At 58.3% G+C, this 20,822-nt stretch carries 17 protein-coding genes and 1 tRNA gene; 5 read left to right on the top strand and 13 right to left on the bottom strand.

Annotated elements, in window-relative coordinates; translation table 11 throughout:
- Positions 1 to 4: 4 nt before the first annotated feature.
- Positions 5 to 1,252, bottom strand: a complete 1,248-nt coding sequence (rbcL, locus tag ACOZ4O_RS05870; protein ID WP_424524380.1) for a type III ribulose-bisphosphate carboxylase — start codon at positions 1,250 to 1,252, stop codon at positions 5 to 7.
- 118 nt (positions 1,253 to 1,370) lie between these two features.
- On the opposite strand from rbcL, the gene ncsA reads away from it, so the two are divergent.
- Positions 1,371 to 2,339: a tRNA 2-thiolation protein NcsA gene (gene ncsA / locus ACOZ4O_RS05865; protein WP_424524379.1), complete on the top strand. Its 969-nt coding sequence runs from the start codon at positions 1,371 to 1,373 to the stop codon at positions 2,337 to 2,339.
- Positions 2,340 to 2,401: 62 nt separating this feature from the next.
- On the opposite strand, the gene ftsZ is transcribed toward ncsA, so the two are convergent.
- The 3 genes from ftsZ to ACOZ4O_RS05850 form a co-directional block, all read right to left on the bottom strand.
- Positions 2,402 to 3,601 carry a cell division protein FtsZ gene (ftsZ, locus tag ACOZ4O_RS05860; protein WP_424524378.1) on the bottom strand — a complete coding sequence of 400 codons (1,200 nt, stop codon included), beginning with the start codon at positions 3,599 to 3,601 and terminating at the stop codon, positions 2,402 to 2,404.
- Positions 3,602 to 3,604: 3 nt separating this feature from the next.
- Complete coding sequence (locus ACOZ4O_RS05855; RefSeq protein ID WP_145844010.1) at positions 3,605 to 3,769, bottom strand: ribbon-helix-helix domain-containing protein; 165 nt, start codon at positions 3,767 to 3,769, stop codon at positions 3,605 to 3,607.
- A 158-nt stretch (positions 3,770 to 3,927) separates the two neighbouring features.
- Positions 3,928 to 4,464: a double zinc ribbon domain-containing protein gene (locus ACOZ4O_RS05850; RefSeq protein WP_424524377.1), complete on the bottom strand. Its 537-nt coding sequence runs from the start codon at positions 4,462 to 4,464 to the stop codon at positions 3,928 to 3,930.
- 118 nt (positions 4,465 to 4,582) lie between these two features.
- Between ACOZ4O_RS05850 and ACOZ4O_RS05845 the strand changes: the two genes are divergently transcribed.
- Positions 4,583 to 4,656, top strand: a tRNA-Tyr gene (locus tag ACOZ4O_RS05845).
- Positions 4,657 to 4,968: 312 nt separating this feature from the next.
- Here the strand turns inward: ACOZ4O_RS05845 and ACOZ4O_RS05840 are convergent.
- A complete protein-coding gene (locus tag ACOZ4O_RS05840; protein ID WP_424524376.1) occupies positions 4,969 to 6,291 on the bottom strand; it encodes a M48 family metalloprotease in 1,323 nt (440 codons plus the stop codon).
- A 73-nt stretch (positions 6,292 to 6,364) separates the two neighbouring features.
- On the opposite strand from ACOZ4O_RS05840, the gene ACOZ4O_RS05835 reads away from it, so the two are divergent.
- Positions 6,365 to 6,667 carry a winged helix-turn-helix domain-containing protein gene (locus tag ACOZ4O_RS05835; RefSeq protein ID WP_424524375.1) on the top strand — a complete coding sequence of 101 codons (303 nt, stop codon included), beginning with the start codon at positions 6,365 to 6,367 and terminating at the stop codon, positions 6,665 to 6,667.
- A gap of 447 nt (positions 6,668 to 7,114) precedes the next feature.
- Here the strand turns inward: ACOZ4O_RS05835 and ACOZ4O_RS05830 are convergent, their stop codons facing one another.
- The 5 genes from ACOZ4O_RS05830 to ACOZ4O_RS05810 all read right to left on the bottom strand — a co-directional run bounded on the left by ACOZ4O_RS05830 (position 7,115) and on the right by ACOZ4O_RS05810 (position 16,117).
- Positions 7,115 to 9,115, bottom strand: coding sequence for a hypothetical protein (locus ACOZ4O_RS05830; RefSeq protein WP_424524374.1), 2,001 nt, complete (start codon positions 9,113 to 9,115; stop codon positions 7,115 to 7,117).
- Between the two features lie 405 nt (positions 9,116 to 9,520).
- The gene (locus ACOZ4O_RS05825; RefSeq protein WP_424524373.1) at positions 9,521 to 10,252 is read right to left on the bottom strand and encodes a M48 family metallopeptidase; all 732 of its coding nucleotides are present in this window, start codon (positions 10,250 to 10,252) and stop codon (positions 9,521 to 9,523) included.
- Complete coding sequence (locus tag ACOZ4O_RS05820) at positions 10,249 to 13,218, bottom strand: type I restriction endonuclease subunit R (RefSeq protein ID WP_424524372.1); 2,970 nt, start codon at positions 13,216 to 13,218, stop codon at positions 10,249 to 10,251. Before ACOZ4O_RS05820 ends, ACOZ4O_RS05825 begins: the two co-directional genes overlap by 4 nt.
- A gap of 2 nt (positions 13,219 to 13,220) precedes the next feature.
- Positions 13,221 to 14,558 carry a restriction endonuclease subunit S gene (locus tag ACOZ4O_RS05815; RefSeq protein WP_424524371.1) on the bottom strand — a complete coding sequence of 446 codons (1,338 nt, stop codon included), beginning with the start codon at positions 14,556 to 14,558 and terminating at the stop codon, positions 13,221 to 13,223.
- On the bottom strand, positions 14,555 to 16,117 hold the full coding sequence (locus ACOZ4O_RS05810) for a type I restriction-modification system subunit M (protein ID WP_424524370.1): 1,563 nt from the start codon (positions 16,115 to 16,117) through the stop codon (positions 14,555 to 14,557). Before ACOZ4O_RS05810 ends, ACOZ4O_RS05815 begins: the two co-directional genes overlap by 4 nt.
- Before the next feature lie 629 nt (positions 16,118 to 16,746).
- Here ACOZ4O_RS05810 and ACOZ4O_RS05805 point away from each other — a divergent pair.
- The gene (locus tag ACOZ4O_RS05805; protein ID WP_424524369.1) at positions 16,747 to 17,232 is read left to right on the top strand and encodes a hypothetical protein; all 486 of its coding nucleotides are present in this window, start codon (positions 16,747 to 16,749) and stop codon (positions 17,230 to 17,232) included.
- A gap of 259 nt (positions 17,233 to 17,491) precedes the next feature.
- Here ACOZ4O_RS05805 and ACOZ4O_RS05800 read toward each other — a convergent pair whose 3' ends face one another.
- The 3 genes from ACOZ4O_RS05800 to ACOZ4O_RS05790 all read right to left on the bottom strand — a co-directional run bounded on the left by ACOZ4O_RS05800 (position 17,492) and on the right by ACOZ4O_RS05790 (position 19,546).
- Positions 17,492 to 18,019 (bottom strand): hypothetical protein, encoded by a 528-nt coding sequence (locus ACOZ4O_RS05800; RefSeq protein WP_424524368.1) that lies wholly within the window; start codon positions 18,017 to 18,019, stop codon positions 17,492 to 17,494.
- Between the two features lie 109 nt (positions 18,020 to 18,128).
- Entirely contained in the window at positions 18,129 to 19,151 is a 1,023-nt protein-coding gene (locus tag ACOZ4O_RS05795) for a tyrosine-type recombinase/integrase (protein ID WP_424524367.1), read from the bottom strand.
- 269 nt (positions 19,152 to 19,420) lie between these two features.
- Entirely contained in the window at positions 19,421 to 19,546 is a 126-nt protein-coding gene (locus tag ACOZ4O_RS05790; RefSeq protein WP_424524366.1) for a hypothetical protein, read from the bottom strand.
- A gap of 89 nt (positions 19,547 to 19,635) precedes the next feature.
- Here ACOZ4O_RS05790 and ACOZ4O_RS05785 point away from each other — a divergent pair, with 89 nt between their 5' ends.
- Positions 19,636 to 20,790 (top strand): M24 family metallopeptidase, encoded by a 1,155-nt coding sequence (locus ACOZ4O_RS05785; RefSeq protein WP_424524365.1) that lies wholly within the window; start codon positions 19,636 to 19,638, stop codon positions 20,788 to 20,790.
- The last annotated feature ends 32 nt before the right edge of the window (positions 20,791 to 20,822 follow it).

The raw sequence follows: 20,822 nt of genomic DNA, 5'->3' as shown, positions 1-20,822 counted from the left end.
TGAACTATCGGGGCGTCTCGGTTCCCCACTTGTCGAGCGCCGTCCGGAGTTCGGGATGGGTGTCGGCGTACTCCTCGATGTCGATGCCGTCCACGGCGGCGTCGATAGATTGACGGAGGGCTTTCGCGCCGGCGTGCGTGCCGTCGGGGTGTCCGTGGACGCCGCCGCCGGCCTGGATGCCGATGTTGGTGCCGATGCGGTCGACGAGCTCCGGGACGAGCCCGGGATGGAGGCCGCCGGACGCCATCGGGAGCACGTCGTTCATTCCGTGGAGGTCGCTGTACAGCCACTCGTTGATGCCGGCCGTGTCCTCGTTCTCGAGTTTTCCGAGGTCCGCGGTGCCGGTGTGGATGTGATCGACGCCGCAGAGCCGCGCGACCTGCGCGAGCGCGCGCATCGACACGCCGTGGTCGGGGACGCGGTCGAACGCCGCGTGCATCGCGCGGTGCGCGTGAATCGCCAGCCCCTCCTCTTCGGTGACCTCGCGGACTTGTTGGACGGCGGCCCAGCCCGCGGTGACGACGTCAACCATCACGAACTCGCAGCCGGCGTCCGCGGCCATCTGCACACGGTCGAGCATCTGGTCGCCCGTCCCGGTGACGTTCACGAGGTAACTCTTCTTCTCGCCCGTTTCCTCCTCGGCTTGGTCGCGGCGTTCGAGCGACTGGTAGAGCCGGTCCTCGTACCGATTGAACGACTGGTCGGTGAGGTTCTCGTCGTCCTTGAGGAGGTCGATGCCGCCCGTCCACGCCTCGTATCCGATCTGGGCGTGCTGGTCGGTGCTCAATCCGACTTTCGGCTTCGGGACGGTAGCCGTGATTGGTCGGTCGGCGGCGTCCAGCAGTTCCGAACGCACGCTCGTCCCGTACTGTGGCCCCGGGAACGACGTCGCCAGCGGCTCCGGCCAGTCGCAGTCGACCAGGCGGATGCGCTCGACGGCCTTCATGCCGAGGATGTTCCCCGCGATGCAGGAGAGCACCTGCGGCATGTTCCCGTGTTCGAAGAGCGCGTCCGGATACGCGACCCTGATTCTGTCGCCGTCAATGTGGAAGCAGGTCGCGCTCAAGTCGGTGATGTTCCCCTCCACCTGGAGTTCAGCCCACGTGCCGTTCGAACTCTCGGAGGCGACCCTGCTCCCCGCGGACTCCATGTCCATGTCGCTCGCGGGCGTGACGCGGAAGTCACAGACGAGTTCGTCGTCGGCCGGTTCGTAGTCGAGGTCGAGGAAGTCCTCGTACGTGATTCCCGTCATAGACCTGAAATTGCACTCCGCAGCATCAAAACACTGCCGCCGACACGCGATTTGATATCTCCGTATGTGGTTTATTCGGGTGCGAAACGGTGAAACGCGCTCCCCCGCAACCGACTCCATGGACTGCACCAAGTGCGACCGCGAGGCGGTGATGCACGCCGCGTACTCGGGGACGCATCTCTGCGACACCCACCTCTTCGAGTCCGTGGAACGCCGGGTGCGTCGACGTGTCCGCGAGGACGACCTGCTCCCGCGGGACGCGACTCCCGAGAACCCACAGACGTGGGTCGTCGGCCTCTCCGGCGGGAAGGACTCCGTGGTTCTCACGAAGATTCTCCACGACACGTTCGCCGAGGACCCCCGCGTCGAACTCGTCTGCCTCACCATCCACGAGGGAATCGAGGGCTACCGGGATGCCTCTGTGAATGCCTGCGAGGAACTCACTTCGGACCTCGACGTGCGCCACGAACTCGTCACGTACCGCGACGAGTTCGACCTGGAGATGGACGACGTGGTCGCGGACGACCCGGAAGACATGGCGCCCTGCGCGTACTGCGGGGTGTTCCGCCGCGACATTCTCGCGCGGTACGCCGACGAGTACGACGCCGATAAACTCCTCACGGGCCACAACCTCGACGACGAAGCCGAAACGGCGCTGATGAACATCTTCGAGGGCAACGTCGAACAGGTCGCGAAGCACTTCGACGCGTCGCTCGGCGGGTTCGACGAACGCGAGACGCGCCCGGAGATGGTGCCGCGCGCGAAACCGCTGCGGGACGTGCCCGAGAAGGAAGTCGCGCTCTACGCGCAGCTACAGGACCTCCCCGTGCACATGGCGGAGTGCCCGCATTCGAGCGAGGCGTTCCGCGGCGAAATCCAGGACCTCCTCCTATCACTCGAGGAGAACCATCCCGGGACGCGGCACTCGATTATAGCGGGATACGAGGAGCTGGCGGAATTGGCTGCGGAAAAGTATCGTGGCGGTGAGCCGGAGTCCTCGCTGGACTCCTGTACGGAGTGCGGCGCGCCGACGACGCGCGACGTGTGCCGGAAGTGCGCGTTGGTCGACGCCGTTCAGTCGGTCTGACGCACCCCGATGGCTCCCGCAGACTGGGGAACTGTGCGACGGGCGCGTGACCGGCTGTCCGATTATCTGATGACGTCGAGGCCGTTGTTCTGCTCGACTTCGTCCTCGCCGCCGTCCGAGTGCGCGCCCCATTCGGAGCCCGTGCTCCCGGTCTGGGTCTGCGCGTCCACGTCACGCGACGGGTTCGTGTCGACGTCCTGGAGTTCCTGCCGGGACTTGTCCGCCTGTTTCTGGGTGCTCGGACCCAGGACCTGCGCGGACTGGACGCCCGTCATGATTGCCATGACGCGGACCTTGCCCTTGTAGTTCTCCTGGATGCGCGCGCCCCAGATGACGTTCGCGGACGCGTCAAGGCGTTCCGTGATGTGGTCGGCGATGCCCTCGGCCTCTTTGAGCGTGAGGTCGGGGCCGCCCGTGATGTGGACCAGTCCGCCGGACGCGCCGCGGTAGTCCACGTCGAGGAGCGGATGGTTCATCGCGTCCTTCACGACTTCCTCGGTCTTGTTCTTGTCCTGGGTCTCCCCCACCAACATGACGGCGACGCCGCCCTGATTCATGATGGCGGTCATGTCCGCGTAGTCGAGGTTGATGAGGCTCGGCTGGGTGATGGTCTCCGAGATACCCTTCACGGTCTCGGCGATAATCTGGTCCATCACGCTGAACGCCTTGCCGATCGGGAGGTTCGGAACGTAGTCGAGCAGGCGGTTGTTGTCCAGCACGATGATTGAGTCCGCTTCCTCGCGGAGCTTTTCGAGGCCTTCCTCGGCCTTCACCGTGCGTGCGCGCTCGACGTTGAACGGCGTCGACACCATGCCGACGACGATTGCGCCCTGTTCTTTCGCGATGCTGGAGACGACGGGAGCCGCGCCCGTTCCCGTGCCGCCGCCCATGCCGGCGGTGACGAACACGAGGTCCGCGTCGCCGAGCACTTCCTTGATGGTGCCCTGCGCCATTTCGGTGGCGCGTTCGCCCATCGAGGGGTCGCCACCCGCGCCGAGGCCGTTCGTCAGGGACTTCCCGACGAGGATCTTGGTGTCGGCCTCAATCATCTTGAGGTGCTGTTTGTCCGTGTTGATGGCGACGGTGTCAGCGCCCTCGACGCCGATGTTGTAGAGGCGATTGACGGTGTTGTTGCCGGCGCCGCCACAGCCGACGATGACGATTCGGGGGTCGCCGAACTCGTCGCCGTCGCTGCTGGCGTCGCTCATGTCTCGCTGCTCTTTCTCGGCGTTCTCGAGGGCCTCGTTGACTATATCCTGCATTGTTTACACCTTGGCCCAGTTTTTCGGGCTGTTCTCTTGCTGTTCATCAAGCATCTCTCGGACGGCGGATCGGATGGCTTCGCTGCGATTGGGGTACTTACCCCGTTCGACCATCCGCTCGACCTCCTCGATTTGCTGCCGTGGTATTCGGAGAGTCACACGCTCCATTGTTTGTTTCCCCAGTAAGCCGGCGTTTGTCTTACACTGATTCCGGGATGCGGCGTACCGCGCCACAGCCGACGGGTTCCGTGTAAGACGACCGTCTTACGTGTCCCAACAATCTATGTAATCACGTAAATAGTTAATGGGGCCTGAGAACGAGTACCTCACCGCTCCACGATGCCCGTTGACGCGGCCCGACGGCCGCACTCGGGACAGAACGCCCACTCGGCCCGCAGCTCACCGCCGCACTCGCAGAACGCGCGTTTACTCGCGTTCTCCCCGCAGTTCGGACAGTACACGTGCTCCGCCGCCACGTCCTCGCCACACTGCGTGCACGTTCGCGACGACGCCGGCGTCTCCCGTTCCTGTTCCGCACCCGCGTCAACACGCTCGGAACGTTCGGTCGAACGCCCCGAATCCGTCGTCTGGCCGTCAACGGTGACGTTTACGTTGATATCCTGCGCGCCACCCAGGCGTTCCGCGACGAGTTCGTCCACACGCTCCGCGACCAGCGCGTCCAACGACCCGCGGTCGCCGTCCGACGACCGACGCTCCGCGCGCGACGCCCCTCGCTCCGCCCCCTCGGTACGCTCGTCGAGGTACTGGCGGAGCGCGTCCCGCATCACCTCGCTCTTCGAGGCGTCCAGGGACTCAACCGCCCGAACGAGGTCGTCGTCCGCACGGAACGTTATCTTACTCATCGACTCACCTCGAACTATCCACGTATCCCACATCAACCTACCGCCGCTGTCGGACACTGTCACACGCCGACCGAATGATAACCCTTTTATCCGAATCAGCAGCTATGAACGAGTGCGACCGCCCTTAGCTCAGACTGGTAGAGCAGCCGACTGTAGATCGGCTTGCCCCCCGTTCAAATCGGGGAGGGCGGACTTTCTCACCAAGCGGACTACATTCGCACCACAGCGCGGCGTTCACGCCGCGCACAGCCGAAATCCGCTCGTGAGTCGACCACGTACCCCGGTGAACTCTCCTAGTCAGGTCTCAGTTAGAGTAACGCAGGCCAACCTGTTATAGATTGGTCTCCCCCCGAGTGTAGAGTGTCGCACAGGTACTGTGGCTCAGGCCAACTGACTCTATGCGCGGTTTCTTCTCGGTGGAAGGGGTTGAGGACCTATCTGCGGAAAAATCCGTTGTAGGGTACAGAACCGTGGCGTGAGAGTACTTGTGGAACTCGGTCTATCTTAGCTACTCAATCGGTCTATCGAAATGTCCGTGTCGAGGGTCCGAATCAACTCGCAGAGGTCTCCCCCATTAACCAGCTTGACGTTCGAGTCGGATGCAACGTCCCGAGCGTCCGAAGTGAACCGACTGGTGGTTACGACGACAACGGCATCTACGTTGTCTTCCTGTAGGTGAAGTCCAGCGTACTGCTGAACCTCGCTACTGCTGACTGTATTCCCGGAACTGTAGCACTTTGCCTGAATTACTTGCTTTTGGTAATAGGGAGACTCGCGCTCAGCGACAACGTCTACCCCTCGGTCCTTCGAGGCGGTTGTCACCGAGGTCCGCCACCCTATTTCCTCCCAGAGGTCACCAACGAGGTGTTCAAACTCATACTCATCCATCGACTGAATCCGGCTGAGGAGTTCCCTATCGGTGAGGGATTCAGCCGACTCATCGGCATCGGTAGTGGTGAAAGTATCTGATCGCGTGGTCGTCGAAGGAGAATCCACGCTATCAGTCACTACCTCCGACTCTAGTCGTTCAATCCGAGAGATTCGCTTATCCAGCGGGGGATGTGTCCTGAATAGCCAGAGGTCCGCTATCCCGCCCGAAAAATCCACGAAATTGATGGCACTCCGGGTAGCGCTCGTGTCAGACACATCAACACGCTGCTTCTCGGACTGCAGTTTCGATAGGGCTCTTCGCATCCCGTCGTACTTTCCTGTCGCTCGGACGGCGTCTTCGTCAGCAACGTATTCGCGGTACCGAGACATCATTCCCACAAAAATTTGCAGGAAGAAGTGAACGAAGGCGCTCACGGCCCCACCAATGATGCGAACGAGCCACGGACGGTCGGAGTCTAATGAGGCGATGACGAAGAGGAGGAAAAGGCCTGCAGAAACAATACTCACAATAGAGGTTCCAAGCGCCATCAAAATCGAGTCTCTGTTCTTAAGGTGTGCGAATTCGTGCGCAAGAATGGGCTCAACCTCATCAGGCGACATCCGTTGGAGCAAACCCCGGTGGATAACAACCTTCCCACTGCCCTGTCGTCCGAGCGCAAAGGCGTTCATGTCACTTCTATCAGCCACATACAACGACGGTTTGCTAATATCGAACTCCTCAGCAAGATGCTCGGCCTGCCTATGTAGCTCCGGTGCGTCCTCCTTGGTTAGTTCGCCGGTGCTATCGCTCCACAGTGGCAACTGAACTTTGAGTAGATATTGTAGTAGGATAAGGACGGGGAGACCTGTCGCTGCTAACCATATGCCCCCGATTCCGGCTAGAATGATGCCTACGATTAAATAGACTACTAGTAAAACAGTGCTGGCAACAGCCATCCGAATAGTTAGTCCAAGCTCTCTCATGTGGCTATACCTGCGCATACACAATTGGATTATTTACTTGTTTGGCATGTCTGACCCCTCAGAGATTCCTGTTCTACCACTTTCGGAGCTACCGGTCAGCAGTTTCAAACAGATGGGTCTAGTGCCGGAGACGAAGGTACGTATTTTGGAGGCGTTGGAGGAGGAGCCAGCGCACGGGTATCTGCTCGCGGAAAAACTGGGTCTCTCCCACGGGTATATCTACACCCACCTGAAGGAACTCCGTGAAGAGGGAATGATTGAGGTCGTCGAGGAGTCCGAAGGGAAGAAAGTGTACGGATTAACTCAGAACGGTGAGTATCTCCTTTTGGCGCTCACTGATCTCGAATAACTGTGTCTGAACCCTCAGACCGACTGAGGGCCCCCCGTAGCCTGAATGGATTGCGCTCGCTCCCTACAAAGATGCCCTATACCGTCTCTGGGATAGCTGGCTGAACCTTCAGGCAACAGGATGTGCCTATATTGAAGTCGCTCTCTGCATTTGGGATGGGTTCGTCTGGACTCTCAGCCAGTACCAGTTTAAGTCCGAAACTCCGACGCCGGTAAGGTGGAGTCGTGCTGATAGTCGCTGGCATTCCAGTACTTCAGGCATCCCGTTACAGAATAGTTCACCTGGCGAACTCTGACGGCTGTTTCTTCCCGCTTATTAACTGGTCCTCCAGTTAATCAGCGCCGCTGTTGATTCCAGCTATCGGGCGGTGTGACTATGAGGGCCTATCCAGACCCCATGGTCTCTCAAATGTGGGTTCGGTTGTTCACCATCGTACTGGGATTTCATTCAGGACCAGTACCACCTCTCCATCTCGTTTTGTCTACTCCATCGACGCATTCGCTTCTGAGCCTCTCCCATCTTTTTCTGCTCTCTTTTCTTTCTCAAGGAACCAAGAGAAGGAGGAGGGCTATTCCCAACTCTCTCCTTTGTATTACTATAAGGGCGAAGTTTGGAATACCTGGTTGCTTTCCTGTGGTCCGGTAGAACAACTTCCCCGTATGGATTGATGGCGTCACTGCTTTGGTCGACCCAGATTATTGCACCTCCGGGTTCGTGTGGCCTCTCTCGCTTTTCAACAATCCCTTTCTTTGCGTATCCGTTCAACACATCGCGGACATACTGCGATGAGCACCCAACCTTTTTGGAGATTTTTCCTGTCGATGCCTGGCTTTGTTTCTGAAGGTGTGTGAGGATGTCAAACCTCGTTTCCGCGGATTTCCAGGGTGTGATATTTGTGTCTCGGGGGTTAGCTTCGACAGGTATCCAGTTAGGCATCGCGGCAGTATCGACATAAACAGTTGTTGGAGTACCCATACGGCCGAATCGGAAAAGGGCTTGAAGAACTCTATGTTCACGCATATGACGGAGAATCTCATCCCCAAACTCACCGTAGGACTTTTTGAGCCCTTGTTTCCCGTTAGATTTGATAGACTCGCCTGCGAGCGCTCCCCACCTCTTAACAAACTCATCACCATAGTGCGTAGAGCCCAAGATAACTCCAGTTTCTACGTTACCGAGGTTGTTTGACCCAATCAGATTCCCGAAATGGGTTGACTTCCAGTTCCCGAAGCTATCCAGCTCCGACTTCACGTCGTCAATTCCTTGTCTGGAGGATATCACTCCCACGTCTCCGTCAGTCGACATTTCCACCTCATGTAGTAATGCGGCGTCACGCTTCGGATTTGTATTCACACCAGAATACGGTCTGACATGGGTGGTGGTGGGGATGATTCGAATATTCTGTATTTCCGTGATGTACTCCCGGCGTTCTCTCTTATTGAGGACTGTACGAGGGTTTAGTCGCCGCTGCCGTCGATCGTAGAGCCCCAGTGCTATATTCCACATTGATTCGGTCGGTGTACCATCGAGACCGAGAATGGTTTCGGGCAAATCCGGCGGATTGAGAATATATATGTCGGCATTTCCTTGGTCGTACACCCCTACCTTCCACTTCCCGAGGATGGCTTGTTCCCATCCGTTTCCGAGGTCCTCTCCCTCTAATAGTGTCAAAACGCATAGGCCAGCCAGCTTGTGAACCGCCGGACTTTGCTCCTGGAACAACCCTTTTTCATCCATCAATTGGGTGGATGATAGCTTCCGGAGCGCCTTCCTTCGGCGTGCTGGATCTGTTCTGCCGTTAAGGAGGTCGTGGAAGTCCTGATAAGGGAGGTTGTGTGAGCCGAGGAAATCGGTTATGGCACTCGGGGTGTCTGGGATTTTTTCAAGATATGCTCCTGCCGGGAATTCGTCGTAGACAGGAATCCGGTTTTCGAGATACCGCTTGACGTATGCGTGGGTTGGATGTCCGACGAGGACATCATAGTCAGCCGGCGTGAAGTCGAGCGCATTTTCATACGGACAGTCTCCCTCGGTTTTGCAGGGAGGGTCTACGTGGCGGTGAATTCGGCGGGGAGTACCTCCGGCGTTTCGGAGCTTTTGGACTCTTCGTTGTTGGTCTTCTCCATAATCTCCCTGGAACGTAGGACACGTTTCATCTGCAGACGGAATCACTTTACAGCTTAACCCGGCCGCATCACACCATTGTTTATACTGAGCGTATTGCTCTTTGCGTCCTCGTTGAGTAAAGACCGTGACTGCTTCTCCGGTTTGCTCGATGGCCTTCACGAGTCCTCGGCTTTTTCCGGTAGCAGGGAGTGCTTCGAGGAGTACTGCGTCATTCCCGGTCAGAGCATCGGAAATGTGGGATACGACTCTTTTCCGAACCTGTTTGAGGCCATTGATCGAACTATTCGTCGGAACTTTGTGGTTGGACTTCTTATTGGACATTGTGGTATTCCTGTCTGAGGGTTCAGGCGACCACGCCTATTCGGGGACTGGTTCTCCCCGGTTTTCGGTGGCGTCTTAGTTAGTTCTCTAAGGGTCGAGCTGTCTGGCTGCTTCTTCAAGAAATTCAGACCAGGTGAGGTCGAGTTTGGCCTTTGTGACTCGGGCTTTGTCTCGAACTGAGGTCTGAACCTTCAAAGTTGCTCGCTGAGATTTTACCATGTACTACAATTAGTCCACAATATCTTATTACTTCGGGATAAATTGGTGGAATTTACACCCAATCCGTATTATTCAGCAAATTTCGTCTGAACCTTCAGACGGCGGACGTTGGAAAATCCCTGCGTCTGAACCCCCAGTCGCGCCCAGTGCGGTTGGAAACTTCCGAACCTCTGCTGGACTCTTCAGTCAAACTGTGAGGGTGTTCCCGTTCAATCGCAGCCACCTTCGGCGGTCCTCATAGTCGGGAACGACTGACCCGACGGTATTCCAGAAGCCCGGTGAGTGTTCGTCGTGTTTCTCGTGGGCGAGTTCGTGAACAACAACGTAGTCCTGAATCCGAACGGGTGCGAGGATCAACCGCCAGTGGAGCCGTACCGTCCCCTCGTGATACTCCCCCCAGCGGTCACCGAGATCAAGGACATCTACTGTGGCGTCTGTTGCACCGAGCTTCGAGGCGTGCGTCTCCACACGTTCCTCCAGTTCTCTCCTCGCACGTTCAAGATACCAGTCGACGACGGCCTGGCGCTTCCGTCGCACGCTCACATCGTCCCCCGGCTTGTCGAAGCGGTGCACTCGCAGCGTGAACGTGTTCCCGTCAAACGACAACGTCGGTTCGGGAACATCCCCTTCTTGAACCTTTAGACGGTACTGGCGGCCGCGATAGAGGAGTTTCTCCCCGCTCAAGAATTCCTTATCCAGCGGCGGGTCCTTCTGCTCACCGAGTCCGTAGAGGGTTTCGAGAATCCACGGCTGTTTCTCGTCGAGCGCGGCTTCGACGTCATCGTGGGTTGCGCTCATCGGCGCGGTCACGGTCAACTCCATCGAGGTATCGACCGACAGGCCGATTGTTTCGCGGTCCGCCGACCAGTTGACTTCGTAAGGGACGACGGTCTGACCGATGTGGTACTGACGCTTCATTCGTAGTGAGTACGCGCGAGCTCGATGATCTTGTTCGTGAGCGCGTCCCGCTCCTCCTCCGTGAGTTCCAAGTCCGATTTGTAGAGCTGTATTTTCACCCGCTTACGGAGTTTGTTCTGAACGTTCACCTTCCGCTTCCACTCCACCACGGACACGACCTCTTCGACTTCCGAGACGATTTCACCTGTTAGCGCCAGCAGGTCCTCCTCCTCGACATCCCGTTCTTCGGTCTGTAGGATGTCTTCGAGCGCGTGGTAGAACGACAACTCCGTCGAATCACTAAGCCCCTTCTCGCGGGCCTGCTGGTCGCGTGACCGCATCTCGTCCAAGACGTTACGCAGTTCCTCGATGACCTCTTGATCCGTTCGGCGCCCCTCCTTGTACTTCTCGATGAGCTCCTCCACGCGCTCTTGGAGCGATTGGTAGTGAACGGGGTCTTCGTCGTACCGGACGTTGATCTCGTGCTTGATCGCATGCTGCATCTCACTCGCCCGTGCTTCGTCATCCTGTAAGGACTCTATGTGCCTCTCGAACTCACCACTCTCCATCACGGACACCGGTTCGTCGTTGAGAACCTCGATACCGGACGACCGAATGTGGTCGTGGATGAGCTCCCGAACCTTGGCTCCACATCCTTCGAGGTTCATGGACTGGTCGCGGTAGCGCTCCTTCGCTCGACCGTAGACGTCACTGAGTCGTTCGAGGTCCTGCTTGTAGGGATTCGCTGCAGGGTCGGGGAGGACGATGTCCATGAGTTTCGAGAAGCGTTTGAACGCGTTCATGAACTCGATGCGGACGTCTTCGGGTTCGAGGGTCTGGACGCATGCCTCAGTGTCGTCGAGATCGTCGAAGAACGAGACTGCCTTGTTGTGCGCGGCTTCGAGTTCGGGTTCCTTGTTCTCGAAGGGAATCATCGCGCGGTCGACGTCGTCCGCGCTGAACATCGCGAGCGCCTCCTTCAGGTCGTCGGAGACGCCGTAGTAGTCGACGATGAGGCCGTGGTTCTTGTCCTCGAACGGTCTGTTTACGCGAGCGATGGCCTGGAGGAGGTTGTGTTCGCGGAGTGGTTTGTCGAGGTACATCACCTGCGCGACCGGTGCGTCGAACCCAGTCAGGAGCATGTCACAGACGATGAGGAGTTCGACCTCGCCGTCGGGGTCAACGAACTGCTCTTTGTACGTGCTGAGTTCGCTGTCGGACGGCGCCCACTGCTTCACGGTCTCGGGGTCGTTGTGGTCGTGGGAGATGACGACGCGGGACTCCGGGCCGTTGAGTTCGTCGAGCGTCTCCTTGTACTGGATGGCGGCGCGCTTGCTCGGGGTGACGACCATTCCCTTGAACGGGGGCGCGATCTGTTCCTCGAAGTGCTCGACGATGTCGAGGGCGACCCGCTTGATGCGGGATTCGGCCTCGGCGAGGTCTTTCTCGCGAGCGTAGCGTTTCTTGATCTCCGCTTTCTCGTCCTCGTCGTAGTCTCGGAAGACACGGTCGAACACGCGGTCGAGGTCTGCGCCTTCGAGGTGGATGTCGGCGAGGCGTCCCTGGTAGAGGATTTCGACGGTGGTGTCGTCTTCGAGCGATTGGTCGATGGTGTACGTGTCGACGTAGTTCCCGAACGTCCGACGGGTGTCGCGTTCGTCCTTCTCGATGGGGGTTCCGGTGAACCCGACGTAGAACGCGTTCGGGAGGGCGGTCCGCATGTTGTTCGCGAGCTGGCTGTACTGGGTTCGGTGCGCCTCGTCCACCATCACGTAGATGTCGTCGTCCCCTGAGAGCACGGGGAAGTCATCTTCCTCGTCCTCGGTCGTCTGGAACTTCTGAATCAGGGTCGTGATGGTTTCGCCGGCGTTGTGACTGAGTTTCTCACGTAGGTCCTCGATGTCCTCGGCCTTTCGCGGGTTCGGGAATCCGCAGCGTTCGAAGGTTGCATGTATCTGATTGTCGAGGGCGGACCGGTCCGTTACTAACAACAGTGTGGGGTCGGGCTTCTGTCGGCGGAGTTTAAGTCCCAAGAAGAGCATCGTGAGCGACTTCCCGGAGCCCTGGGTGTGCCAGATGACGCCGCCCTGGGCTTCGTGCTGGCTGCGCTTGTTGATGCGTTCGAGGGCTTTGTGGACGGCGCGGTACTGCTGGTAGCGCGCGACCATCTTCACCGGCCCCGATTGCTTCGTCTCGAACACCGTGAAGTGCCGGAGTTGGTCCAGCAGGCGCTCGTGGTCGAAGAGCGCGTACAGCATTCGGTGCTGGGGTGTGACGTAGTCGACGTCGAACAGTCCTGCGAGGTCGTCGTCTTCGAGCGGGTAGGGGTCACGCCACGGCTTGTACTGGTTCTTCGGCGTTCCGTACGTGCCCATCACCGCGCCCTCGTACCACGTCGCAACCGAGAACTGATTGTATCGGAAGAGCTCCTCTGCGCCCTCCCGTCCGGTCTTGGTGCGTTCGTTCTGGTAGCGATGGAGTTGTTCGAGCGCGTCGCTCCGCGGTTCGGCGACGGTCGGTGACTTGCATTCGATGACGCCGAGCGGAAGGCCGTTGACGAACAGGGTGATGTCGGGGCGAATGGTCTCGATGTCGCCCTCGACGCTGAACTGATTCAGCGCGAAGAAGTCGTTGTTCTCGGGGTGTTCGTAGTCGATGAACTGGATTGTTTGATGTTTCAGGCCGTGTCCGCGGTCCTGTTTGACGGACGTGTGCCGAACGAGCAGTTCGTGGATTTGTTCGTTTTCGGCCATCGTACTCGTCCCCGCGACCTGCTGAATCTCGCGAACCACCTGATTCAGATTATTCTCTGAGAGCCAGGGATTCAGATTCTCGACGGCGTCGCGGAGACGCGGTTCGAGTACAACCGACGAACGGGTTTCGCGTGGATCCTCCCAGTTCTCGACCTGCTGGTCGCAGACCTCCCAGCCGAGCGTGGCGAGGGTTTCGAGCGCGGGCCGTTCCGTGTCGACGTACTCGTTAGACATCGTTATTCGGTGTTCACGCGAACCTTGCCAGTGAGGAGGTCCTGCATTAGGCCGCGCTTGAGTTCTTGATAGGCCTGTTTGGTCTGACGCTCTTTCTCTCTTTTCTCGTTAGTAGTTGAAATAATGGATATGATGCGTTCTTGTTCTTCCTTCGGAGGGATCGGTATCTGTAGCTGTTTTATAATCCGGTTGTTGAGGTTTCTAACGACGCCGCTCTGAGTCATCGCCTCAATCTGGTCCTTGACTACTCTGGATTCGTCGATTAACAATGCGATAAAACGAGGGTCGCAGATACTTTTATCGAGCCGGAGCCGCATTAGTGCAGAGTCAATGATCCCTCGGGCTGCACCTTCTGGGAAAACAATCGCCTCTCCGACCGTCCCTGCACGAGTTATCAGTATATCTCCACTCTTTGGCTCGGCAGACTTCAACTCTTCAAATAGATCCTCTGTTATGTACTCACCGCCAAAGTCTATATCTCTCTTTGTTACTACTTCCTGAGTATAGAGTTTGTATCCTCCCTCCGACCTGTCCTCTTTATGGATTTTTCCACCCGGTGGCCCTCCTCGCAATGGCTTTCCCTCAGTTTCGTCTGATAGTAGGTCGGCGACTTGTTCAATCCTCCAATTCTTTGGGAAAGTAAACTCCTTAGGACCAATACGGCGCTCCTCTATACTGGATTTACCCATTCCATGCCGCAATAGGTTCTGAAGTAGCCCCTGCTTCAACTCTTCCGTCTCTTCGATAATCTCCTCCGTCCGCTGAATCTGCTCGTCGACCGTCGAGAGGATGTCGGCGATGCGGCGCTGTTCGGGGAGCGGAGGAAGCGGAACCTCTAAACCGCCGCTGAATACGTCACTCGGAACACGCTGCCGTCCTGTCGAACCTTCCATCAGCGAAATCGTCACCGAGCGGAACTCCGGGAGGTTTGCGAGGTAGTAGACGAACCGCTCGTTGGTCACGCCCTCCCGCGGGTGGAATACGAGGAATTCCGTGGATCCTGACCCGACTTCGGTATCGAGACCGTCGATGAACGCGATTTTTCCGTTCTCTGTGCAGGGCGTGATTTTCGCGTACACGGTATCCCCGTTCTTGAACCACGTCGTGGTGCAGTCGTCTTTCTCCCGTTGCGTCCAGTACTCGATGGTCTGCATCTCCTCGTCCACCGCGTCCATCGGGAGGTAGTCAAACGTGCCCTCGTCGGGCTTGTCGTAGCTGGGGTTCAGATCGATGGCTTCCTCGAACGGAACAGCCTCCCAGTCGTCCGGAATAGAGACTTGCCGGGGACCGAGTCGGGCTACTGTCCCCGATTCACGCTCCGTCTCGACAACGTCACTCATCGGTACTCCAGCTCCTCCATGTACTCCTCCAGTTCCGCGTCCGTCTCCTCACGTTCGCGCTTCAGCCGGTCCAACTCTTCCAGTTTCGCCGAGACGTCTATCGGTTCTTCGGGCTCTGTCGTGTCGACGTACCGAGGAACGTTGAGGTTCCAGTCGTTCTCCTCGATTTCTTCGATGTCGACGAGTCGGCTGTGGTGGTCCTCCTCGCGGCCACGCAGGTACGTCTCCGCGAGGTACTCGACGCCCTCGTCGGTGAGTTGGTTTTGGTTCGAGAGTTCCTCGAAAATCTGTGTGCCGGACTCCCGGAGTTCCTCGTCCTCCGCGTAGATGAAGAGGACTTTGTCCTCGCGCTCTTCGGGCTTGTCCTTGTTGAAGATGAGAAGACAACCGGGTGAGGAGGTGTTGTAGAAGAGGTTCTCTGGGAGGGCGATGACCGCCTCGATGAGGTCGTCTTCCAAGACCGGTTTTCGGATTTTCTTCTCCGAGCGCGACCGGAAGAGGACGCCGTTGTCCATCACGATACCAGCCTTCCCGGTCTCGTTGAGCGAGGCAATCATCAACTGAATCCACGTCCAGTCGCCACGGTTCGACGGCGGGAGGCCGTACGGGAAGCGGTTGTATGGTTCGTTGTCCTGCACCCAGTCCTTCGACCACTTCTTCTGGTTCCACGGCGGGTTGGCGACGACGCGGTCGAATTGTTCCAGTTCGTCGTGCTCGGTGACGAACTTCGGTTCGGTGATGGTGTCGCCCTTGGCGAGCTGGGCGTCCGGGAGCTCGTGGAGGAGCATGTTCATCTCGCCGATGGCCCACGTGTTCAGGTTCTTCTCCTGGCCGTACAGGGAGATGTCTTCGCGGTCGCCCCCCTCCTGTTCGACGTGCTGCGCGGAGTAGATGAGCATCCCGCCGGACCCACAGGCGGGGTCGTAGACGCGGTCGCCGGGTTCGGGGTCGACGCAATCGACGAGCAGCTGGACGACTTCGCGGGGCGTGTAGAACTCGCCGCCCTTCTTGCCAGCGTCGTCGGCGAACTGCCGGATGAGGTACTCGTAGGCCCGCCCGAAGATGTCGGGGTCGTCGAGGTCCGCGTTCCGGTATCGGTGTTTGTCGAAGTGTGTGACGAGTTCGTCGAGCGTCGCGTCACTGAGGCGTTCCTTGTCGTTGAAGTCGACAGTGGTGAGGACGCGGTCGGCGATCTCGTCGTTCTCGTCTTCGACGGCTTCGAGGGCTTTGTTCAGGGCCGCGCCGATGTCCGTGTCTTGGGCGGTGATGTGGTCCCAACGGGCGCGTTCAGGAACCCAGAACTCCTCGTGAAGGCCGCGGTCGTTCCGCACAATCTCTTCGTCGATACCTTCCTCTTCGACGACTTCCTCGGTTTCTTCGTCGAACCGGTCGTTGATGCGCTTCAGGAAGAGAATACCGAAGATGTAGTTCTTGTAGTCTGCGGCGTCAATACTACCGCGTAGAATATCAGCAGCCTCCCAAAGATGGGCTTCTAGGGTATCGAGTTCGAGTGTCCCATCTTCCTCGGTCCCTGGGAGGACGTCCTGCTCAGAATCCATGTACGCCGTCAATTACACTGGCCGTAGTTATCCTTTGCCTGTCGTCCTCCCGCTGGACCATGTGAACACAATTCGACCACGAGAGTTGTCGTCTGTTGATCGAAAGCAGTCTACTGTCTCCGACCAAGTTTCACGTCTGCGCTGGCCGCTTCACTTCCTGAACTGGTTTCGTGGAACCCCGGCGGAACGGTAACTGAAGGTTCAGACTTCCGGGACCCCCTCAAGTCACAGGAAAATCTGGTCGCACTCTCTCGGGGAAGTATTCTGCTTCACCTTTCGCGATATTGTGGGTTTCGGTTGTCAGCATACCCTGGGTCGCCGATGTTGATTAGAGGGTTGCCAGGGACGGTGCAGCGCACCATACACACACTCAGAAGAGCCTCGAACACCTTCCGAGGGGTATGGGGAATACAACTCCTCACTAGGCTCTACGGGTTCTGTGACGTCCTTGAGCGGTAGTGGTATATCAGAATATCAGGCGTATAGGGTCTGAAGAACGAGCAAGTGGGGTTCTCGGATGGTCGGGCAACCGTAGATGGTCGAACTGTTGGATGGAGAGACACCGAACTCGTGAACAGCGTAGAAAGAACACTACCCGGAATTATTTATCCCGGAGTTTTCTATTAGCTATGACTCGAATTGAGGTAGAAGCGAATACGAAAGGCGCAATCGGAGAGGCGCTAATTCTGGGGAACCGAGCACCCCCAGAACCGATAGTCGACGAACTTTTTGGATTTCTATCTTCGTTAAATGATGTCGGGGAGAACCCGAGACCGACTGCACGGGTTCGTAGGAATGTCTACTTCAATGCCACTGACGAAGACGGGGAAAAGCTGGTCTGGCATGCTGACGGGCGGATCACTATTAGCTGGAGTTCACAAGAAGCACAACAAGAAGTCGATCACGAGTTCGCACACAGCGACGTAGAAGCAGTGTTCCCAGTAGATGTAAAGACTGGGCCACATGCGACACTAGAGCGAAATCAGCGGAAAGTCGCACGTGCCATCGCGAAAACGCCGAATAATGTGTTTCCCACCGTGATCGGAGTCACCATCAACGAACTTCCGGAAGCATTCGATGCCAAGACGAAAATCTTCGGCAGGGATTTTGAATAGAACTGAGCGAGTACCGCGACGGACGCCAGTAGTTGGTAATACAGATCCCCAATTCGTTTCGAAAACGGGATTGAGAATTTGCTGAATAAGCACGCATACCTAGCGAGCGTTGTCCAAGTACAATCATCGAAAAATGCCCTATGGAGACTTCTATGGCCTCCTCCGTCTAATACGGCTCTGGCAGAAGCCTGAGTCGACGTCAACAATCGCCGAACAGAAATATAGGATGTTGGGGACTCGGGTGTGGTGGTAATCGGCGTTACAATTGGAGCTGGCCCTGTGTTTGGTCGGACGTATCTTGCTCTCGGTACACTGGTTCTTTTCTCACTACTGCGGTCATCCTTGCGTAGCCCTCTTTTCCCTTCGTTGATGCTCGCCAGACGCCATCCAGATATGGCACAGCCTCGAAATCATCTGGCTTGACAACTGCTGACTTCTCCAGATGTTGTAGCGCGTCACTGCGCCGCTGGAAGCATCGGTCAGCTATCCGCCTACTTCGGTCTTCGCTCACGTAGCACCGCCAAATGTAGTCCGCTACCTCTCTCGGAGAGTCCTCAGACAGCGTCTCACGATGCTTGTACCACACTCTCGGTCCCGTCCCTCGTCGTTGACAGAGCTCGACTTCACCGAGTACAACGAGTTCATCCAGGGCCTCTCTGATTTGGCTGTCGGAGTCCCGTAGTTCGCTCATTATTCGTGCTGCCGAGACCTTCTCGTCGGGAAGCGATTTGAGGCAGTCAATCAATTCTTCTGCACTCGCTTTCCGCGGCGTTTCGTCGTCGTTCATGCTATTCCTCCTCTGACGGTGGGATATGTTTCTTTGGTCGACACTACACGCGAAGCTTGCTTGCCCGTCTTCAATGGATTGACCGTCAATCTCTGTCCTGTGTTCGAACTCATATCTGGTCTACATACCCTCGCCGTTGTTCGACTTTCACTTCCTCACTCCGTTTGTCGTAGTGTTTGTCGAGCACGTCTTGGCCTACGTTCATTCGGTCGCTCACTACCTGTTCCGGGACATCCTCGGTCAGATGATGGGTGATGCTTCCCCGGCGTACTGAGTGGGGACTGACGCTTGATGGACATCGACTGTGATACCCGTACGTCGTTCCCTCGCAGTCGTCGGGGTCTCTGTCGTGTGGACACTCGTCGCCGTAGTAACAGGGGCGGGTAGCCTTGTAGACGGTCTCCCGGATGGTCGTCCCCGCGATGCGTCCCTGAGTGGTCGTTAGCAGTGGCTCACGGCCTTGCTCATCATTCTCTGGAGGCCGCTGGTGGTCTATCCAATCCTCCAGCATCTCGCACACGTCTCTCCGGAGCGCAATCAGCCGTTCTCCCTCTGACCCGTTCTTCAGGCTGGTCTCGGTGTCGGGCCGATGTCGAACTCGGAGGCGCTCTTTCTCCTGGTCTATATCATCGAGGTCAATCCCTCGGAGTGAACCGAGTCGTATCCCGGTATGCCAGAGTAGTTCGAGGATGACGTGGGTTCGAGATGCGTACTCGAAGCGGCGAAGGTATTCGAGAACAGCTTCCGCTTGCTCGGTGCGTAGTATCTCTTCGCGTTGTTCGTCGTCGTTCGAGAGAGTTGGGAGCAGGATTTTCTCGTGAAGGTCCTGAGGGACGGCGTCGATGGTCTCACAGAACTTGATGAATACCCGCAGGGTCTCAAGTTGGGTGCGTAGAGACACAGCGTTGAGGTCGCCGTCTTCCTTCCGCCACAGCCGGAACTCGTGAAGCTTGCGCCCTGTCAGGTCGTTCATGTTGTCGATTCCTTCCGTTTCGCACCACCGGATGAAGTGAACGAGTCGATAGTGGTGTGCTTGGAGCGTTCGTTCCGAGACCTCTCCCTCCCGTTCGTGTTTATACATCGTCTTCGCCCGTTCAGGAGCGAGGGGTTCGAGAGTGTGTTGTGCGGTCATAGTCTTGTTTTGAGACCTGACCGCGGAGAGTACGCGTGTACTCCGTAGCCCGGCTTGCCCCCGTCCCCGTGAGCGGAGCGAACGGGGAACAGCGAGACGACCAACGGGAGTCTCGCGCGTTTCAAATCGGGGAGGGCGGACTTCTCCTCCCGTCGATTCCACGCAGAAGCCGAAACTCCGTAAACGACGGGTATGGACACTTCTCGCTGCTGATTCCTATTTTGGAAGCGCCGCGTGCGAACGCGGGTTGAACAGGGGTCTTGGCGCGGTTATTCGTGGAGTGCGTAGAGTGCGGTGCCGGTGAGGAGGATGAGTGCGCCGAGGACGAACGTGCCGGGAATCGGGAGTGCGAAGACGGCGGCGCCGACGAGGAGGACTTTGGTGTGGGTGTTCACGTCTGGAGTATCGTCGTGTGGTCGGAAGGGCGTGGTGGCGGTTTTCCGGGAAGCGGGGTTTTTTCGGGGTGGTTGCGGTCGCTCCGCGTATGCATACGGAGGTTCCCGGGAGCGAGTTCGACCGGCGGTTGGACGCGGTTCGCGACCGTATCGCGGACGCTGGCGTGGACGCCGGCGTGTGGTTCGGTGCGACGAGCATCGAGTACGTGTCGGGGTTCGCGCACATCCAGACGGAGCGTCCGGTCGTGCTCGCGGTGACGCTGGACGAGGTGGCGATTACGGTGCCGCGGTTGGAGGTCGAGCGCGTCTCCGAGAACCCGCGCATCGACGCGGTCCACTCGTATTTCGACTACCCGCAGGGCGCGCCGGTGGAGACGGCGGCGGGGATGCTGGACGCCCTCGACGCGTCGTCGGTGGCGGCGGACATGGACGGCGCGCCGGGCGTGATGGGCTACGAGGGGCCGGCGCTCTCCGAGTTCGTGGACGTGGAGTCCCAGAACTGGGTGTCGCGGATGCGGTACGCGAAATCCAACGTCGAGGTCGAGCTGATTCGGGAGTCGGCGCGCTGGGCGAACCTCGCGCACCGCTACCTCGCGGAGCACACGGAGGCGGGCGCGCATCCGGTGACGGTGAGTCAGCGCGCGTCCATGGAGGGGTCGCGGGCGATGTTGGACGCGCTGGGCGACGAGTACGCGGTGCGCACGCGCGGCGACGGTCCCGTGCACGCGGGGTACATCGCGGGCGAGCAGACCCGCCTCCCGCACGGTCACACGGCCAACGAGCGTCTCAGCGAGGGCGACGTGCTGGTGACGGGTGCGACGGCGAACGTGGACGGCTACCACTCCGAACTCGAACGCACGATGTTCGTCGGGGAGCCAACCGACGAGCAGGCGGAGTACTTCGAACTGATGCACGAGGCCCAAACCATCGCCATCGAGGCGCTCGGCCCGGGCGTCGAACTCGCGTACGTGGACGACATCGTCGCCGAGTACTTCGAGGAGCAGGGCGTCGCGGAGCACGCCCAGCACCACGTCGGACACAACATCGGACTGGGCGCGCACGAACCGCCGTACATCGACGCGGGCGCGGACGGCACGATGGAACCCGGGCACGTCTACACCATCGAACCCGGTATCTACACGGATACGTACGGCTACCGGCACTCAGACACGGTTGCCATCACCGAGGACGGCACGGACCAACTCACGTACTTCCCACGGGATATCGAGTCGAACACGCTCTAACCCACGACTTTATTACTCGATACCGCGTCGGG

Origin of the sequence: Salarchaeum japonicum (genome assembly GCF_049705945.1) — an archaeon.
Lineage (GTDB): Archaea > Halobacteriota > Halobacteria > Halobacteriales > Halobacteriaceae > Salarchaeum > Salarchaeum japonicum_A.
Note: the sequence above shows the minus strand (reverse complement) of the source record. Positions and strands in the feature narration are given on the sequence as shown.

Bases quoted from the DNA above. Each gene is read 5' to 3' on its own strand.
- ACOZ4O_RS05810 (WP_424524370.1), bottom strand. From the start codon at position 16,117: ATGGATTCTGAGCAGGACGTCCTCCCAGGGACCGAGGAAGATGGGACA.
- ACOZ4O_RS05820 (WP_424524372.1), bottom strand. From the start codon at position 13,218: ATGTCTAACGAGTACGTCGACACGGAACGGCCCGCGCTCGAAACCCTC.
- ACOZ4O_RS05785 (WP_424524365.1), top strand. From the start codon at position 19,636: ATGCATACGGAGGTTCCCGGGAGCGAGTTCGACCGGCGGTTGGACGCG.
- ACOZ4O_RS05830 (WP_424524374.1), bottom strand. From the start codon at position 9,115: ATGTCCAATAAGAAGTCCAACCACAAAGTTCCGACGAATAGTTCGATC.
- ACOZ4O_RS05800 (WP_424524368.1), bottom strand. From the start codon at position 18,019: ATGAACGACGACGAAACGCCGCGGAAAGCGAGTGCAGAAGAATTGATT.
- ACOZ4O_RS05855 (WP_145844010.1), bottom strand. From the start codon at position 3,769: ATGGAGCGTGTGACTCTCCGAATACCACGGCAGCAAATCGAGGAGGTC.
- ACOZ4O_RS05795 (WP_424524367.1), bottom strand. From the start codon at position 19,151: ATGACCGCACAACACACTCTCGAACCCCTCGCTCCTGAACGGGCGAAG.
- ftsZ (WP_424524378.1), bottom strand. From the start codon at position 3,601: ATGCAGGATATAGTCAACGAGGCCCTCGAGAACGCCGAGAAAGAGCAG.
- ACOZ4O_RS05825 (WP_424524373.1), bottom strand. From the start codon at position 10,252: ATGAAGCGTCAGTACCACATCGGTCAGACCGTCGTCCCTTACGAAGTC.
- ncsA (WP_424524379.1), top strand. From the start codon at position 1,371: ATGGACTGCACCAAGTGCGACCGCGAGGCGGTGATGCACGCCGCGTAC.
- ACOZ4O_RS05840 (WP_424524376.1), bottom strand. From the start codon at position 6,291: ATGGCTGTTGCCAGCACTGTTTTACTAGTAGTCTATTTAATCGTAGGC.
- rbcL (WP_424524380.1), bottom strand. From the start codon at position 1,252: ATGACGGGAATCACGTACGAGGACTTCCTCGACCTCGACTACGAACCG.
- ACOZ4O_RS05815 (WP_424524371.1), bottom strand. From the start codon at position 14,558: ATGAGTGACGTTGTCGAGACGGAGCGTGAATCGGGGACAGTAGCCCGA.
- ACOZ4O_RS05835 (WP_424524375.1), top strand. From the start codon at position 6,365: ATGTCTGACCCCTCAGAGATTCCTGTTCTACCACTTTCGGAGCTACCG.
- ACOZ4O_RS05805 (WP_424524369.1), top strand. From the start codon at position 16,747: ATGACTCGAATTGAGGTAGAAGCGAATACGAAAGGCGCAATCGGAGAG.
- ACOZ4O_RS05850 (WP_424524377.1), bottom strand. From the start codon at position 4,464: ATGAGTAAGATAACGTTCCGTGCGGACGACGACCTCGTTCGGGCGGTT.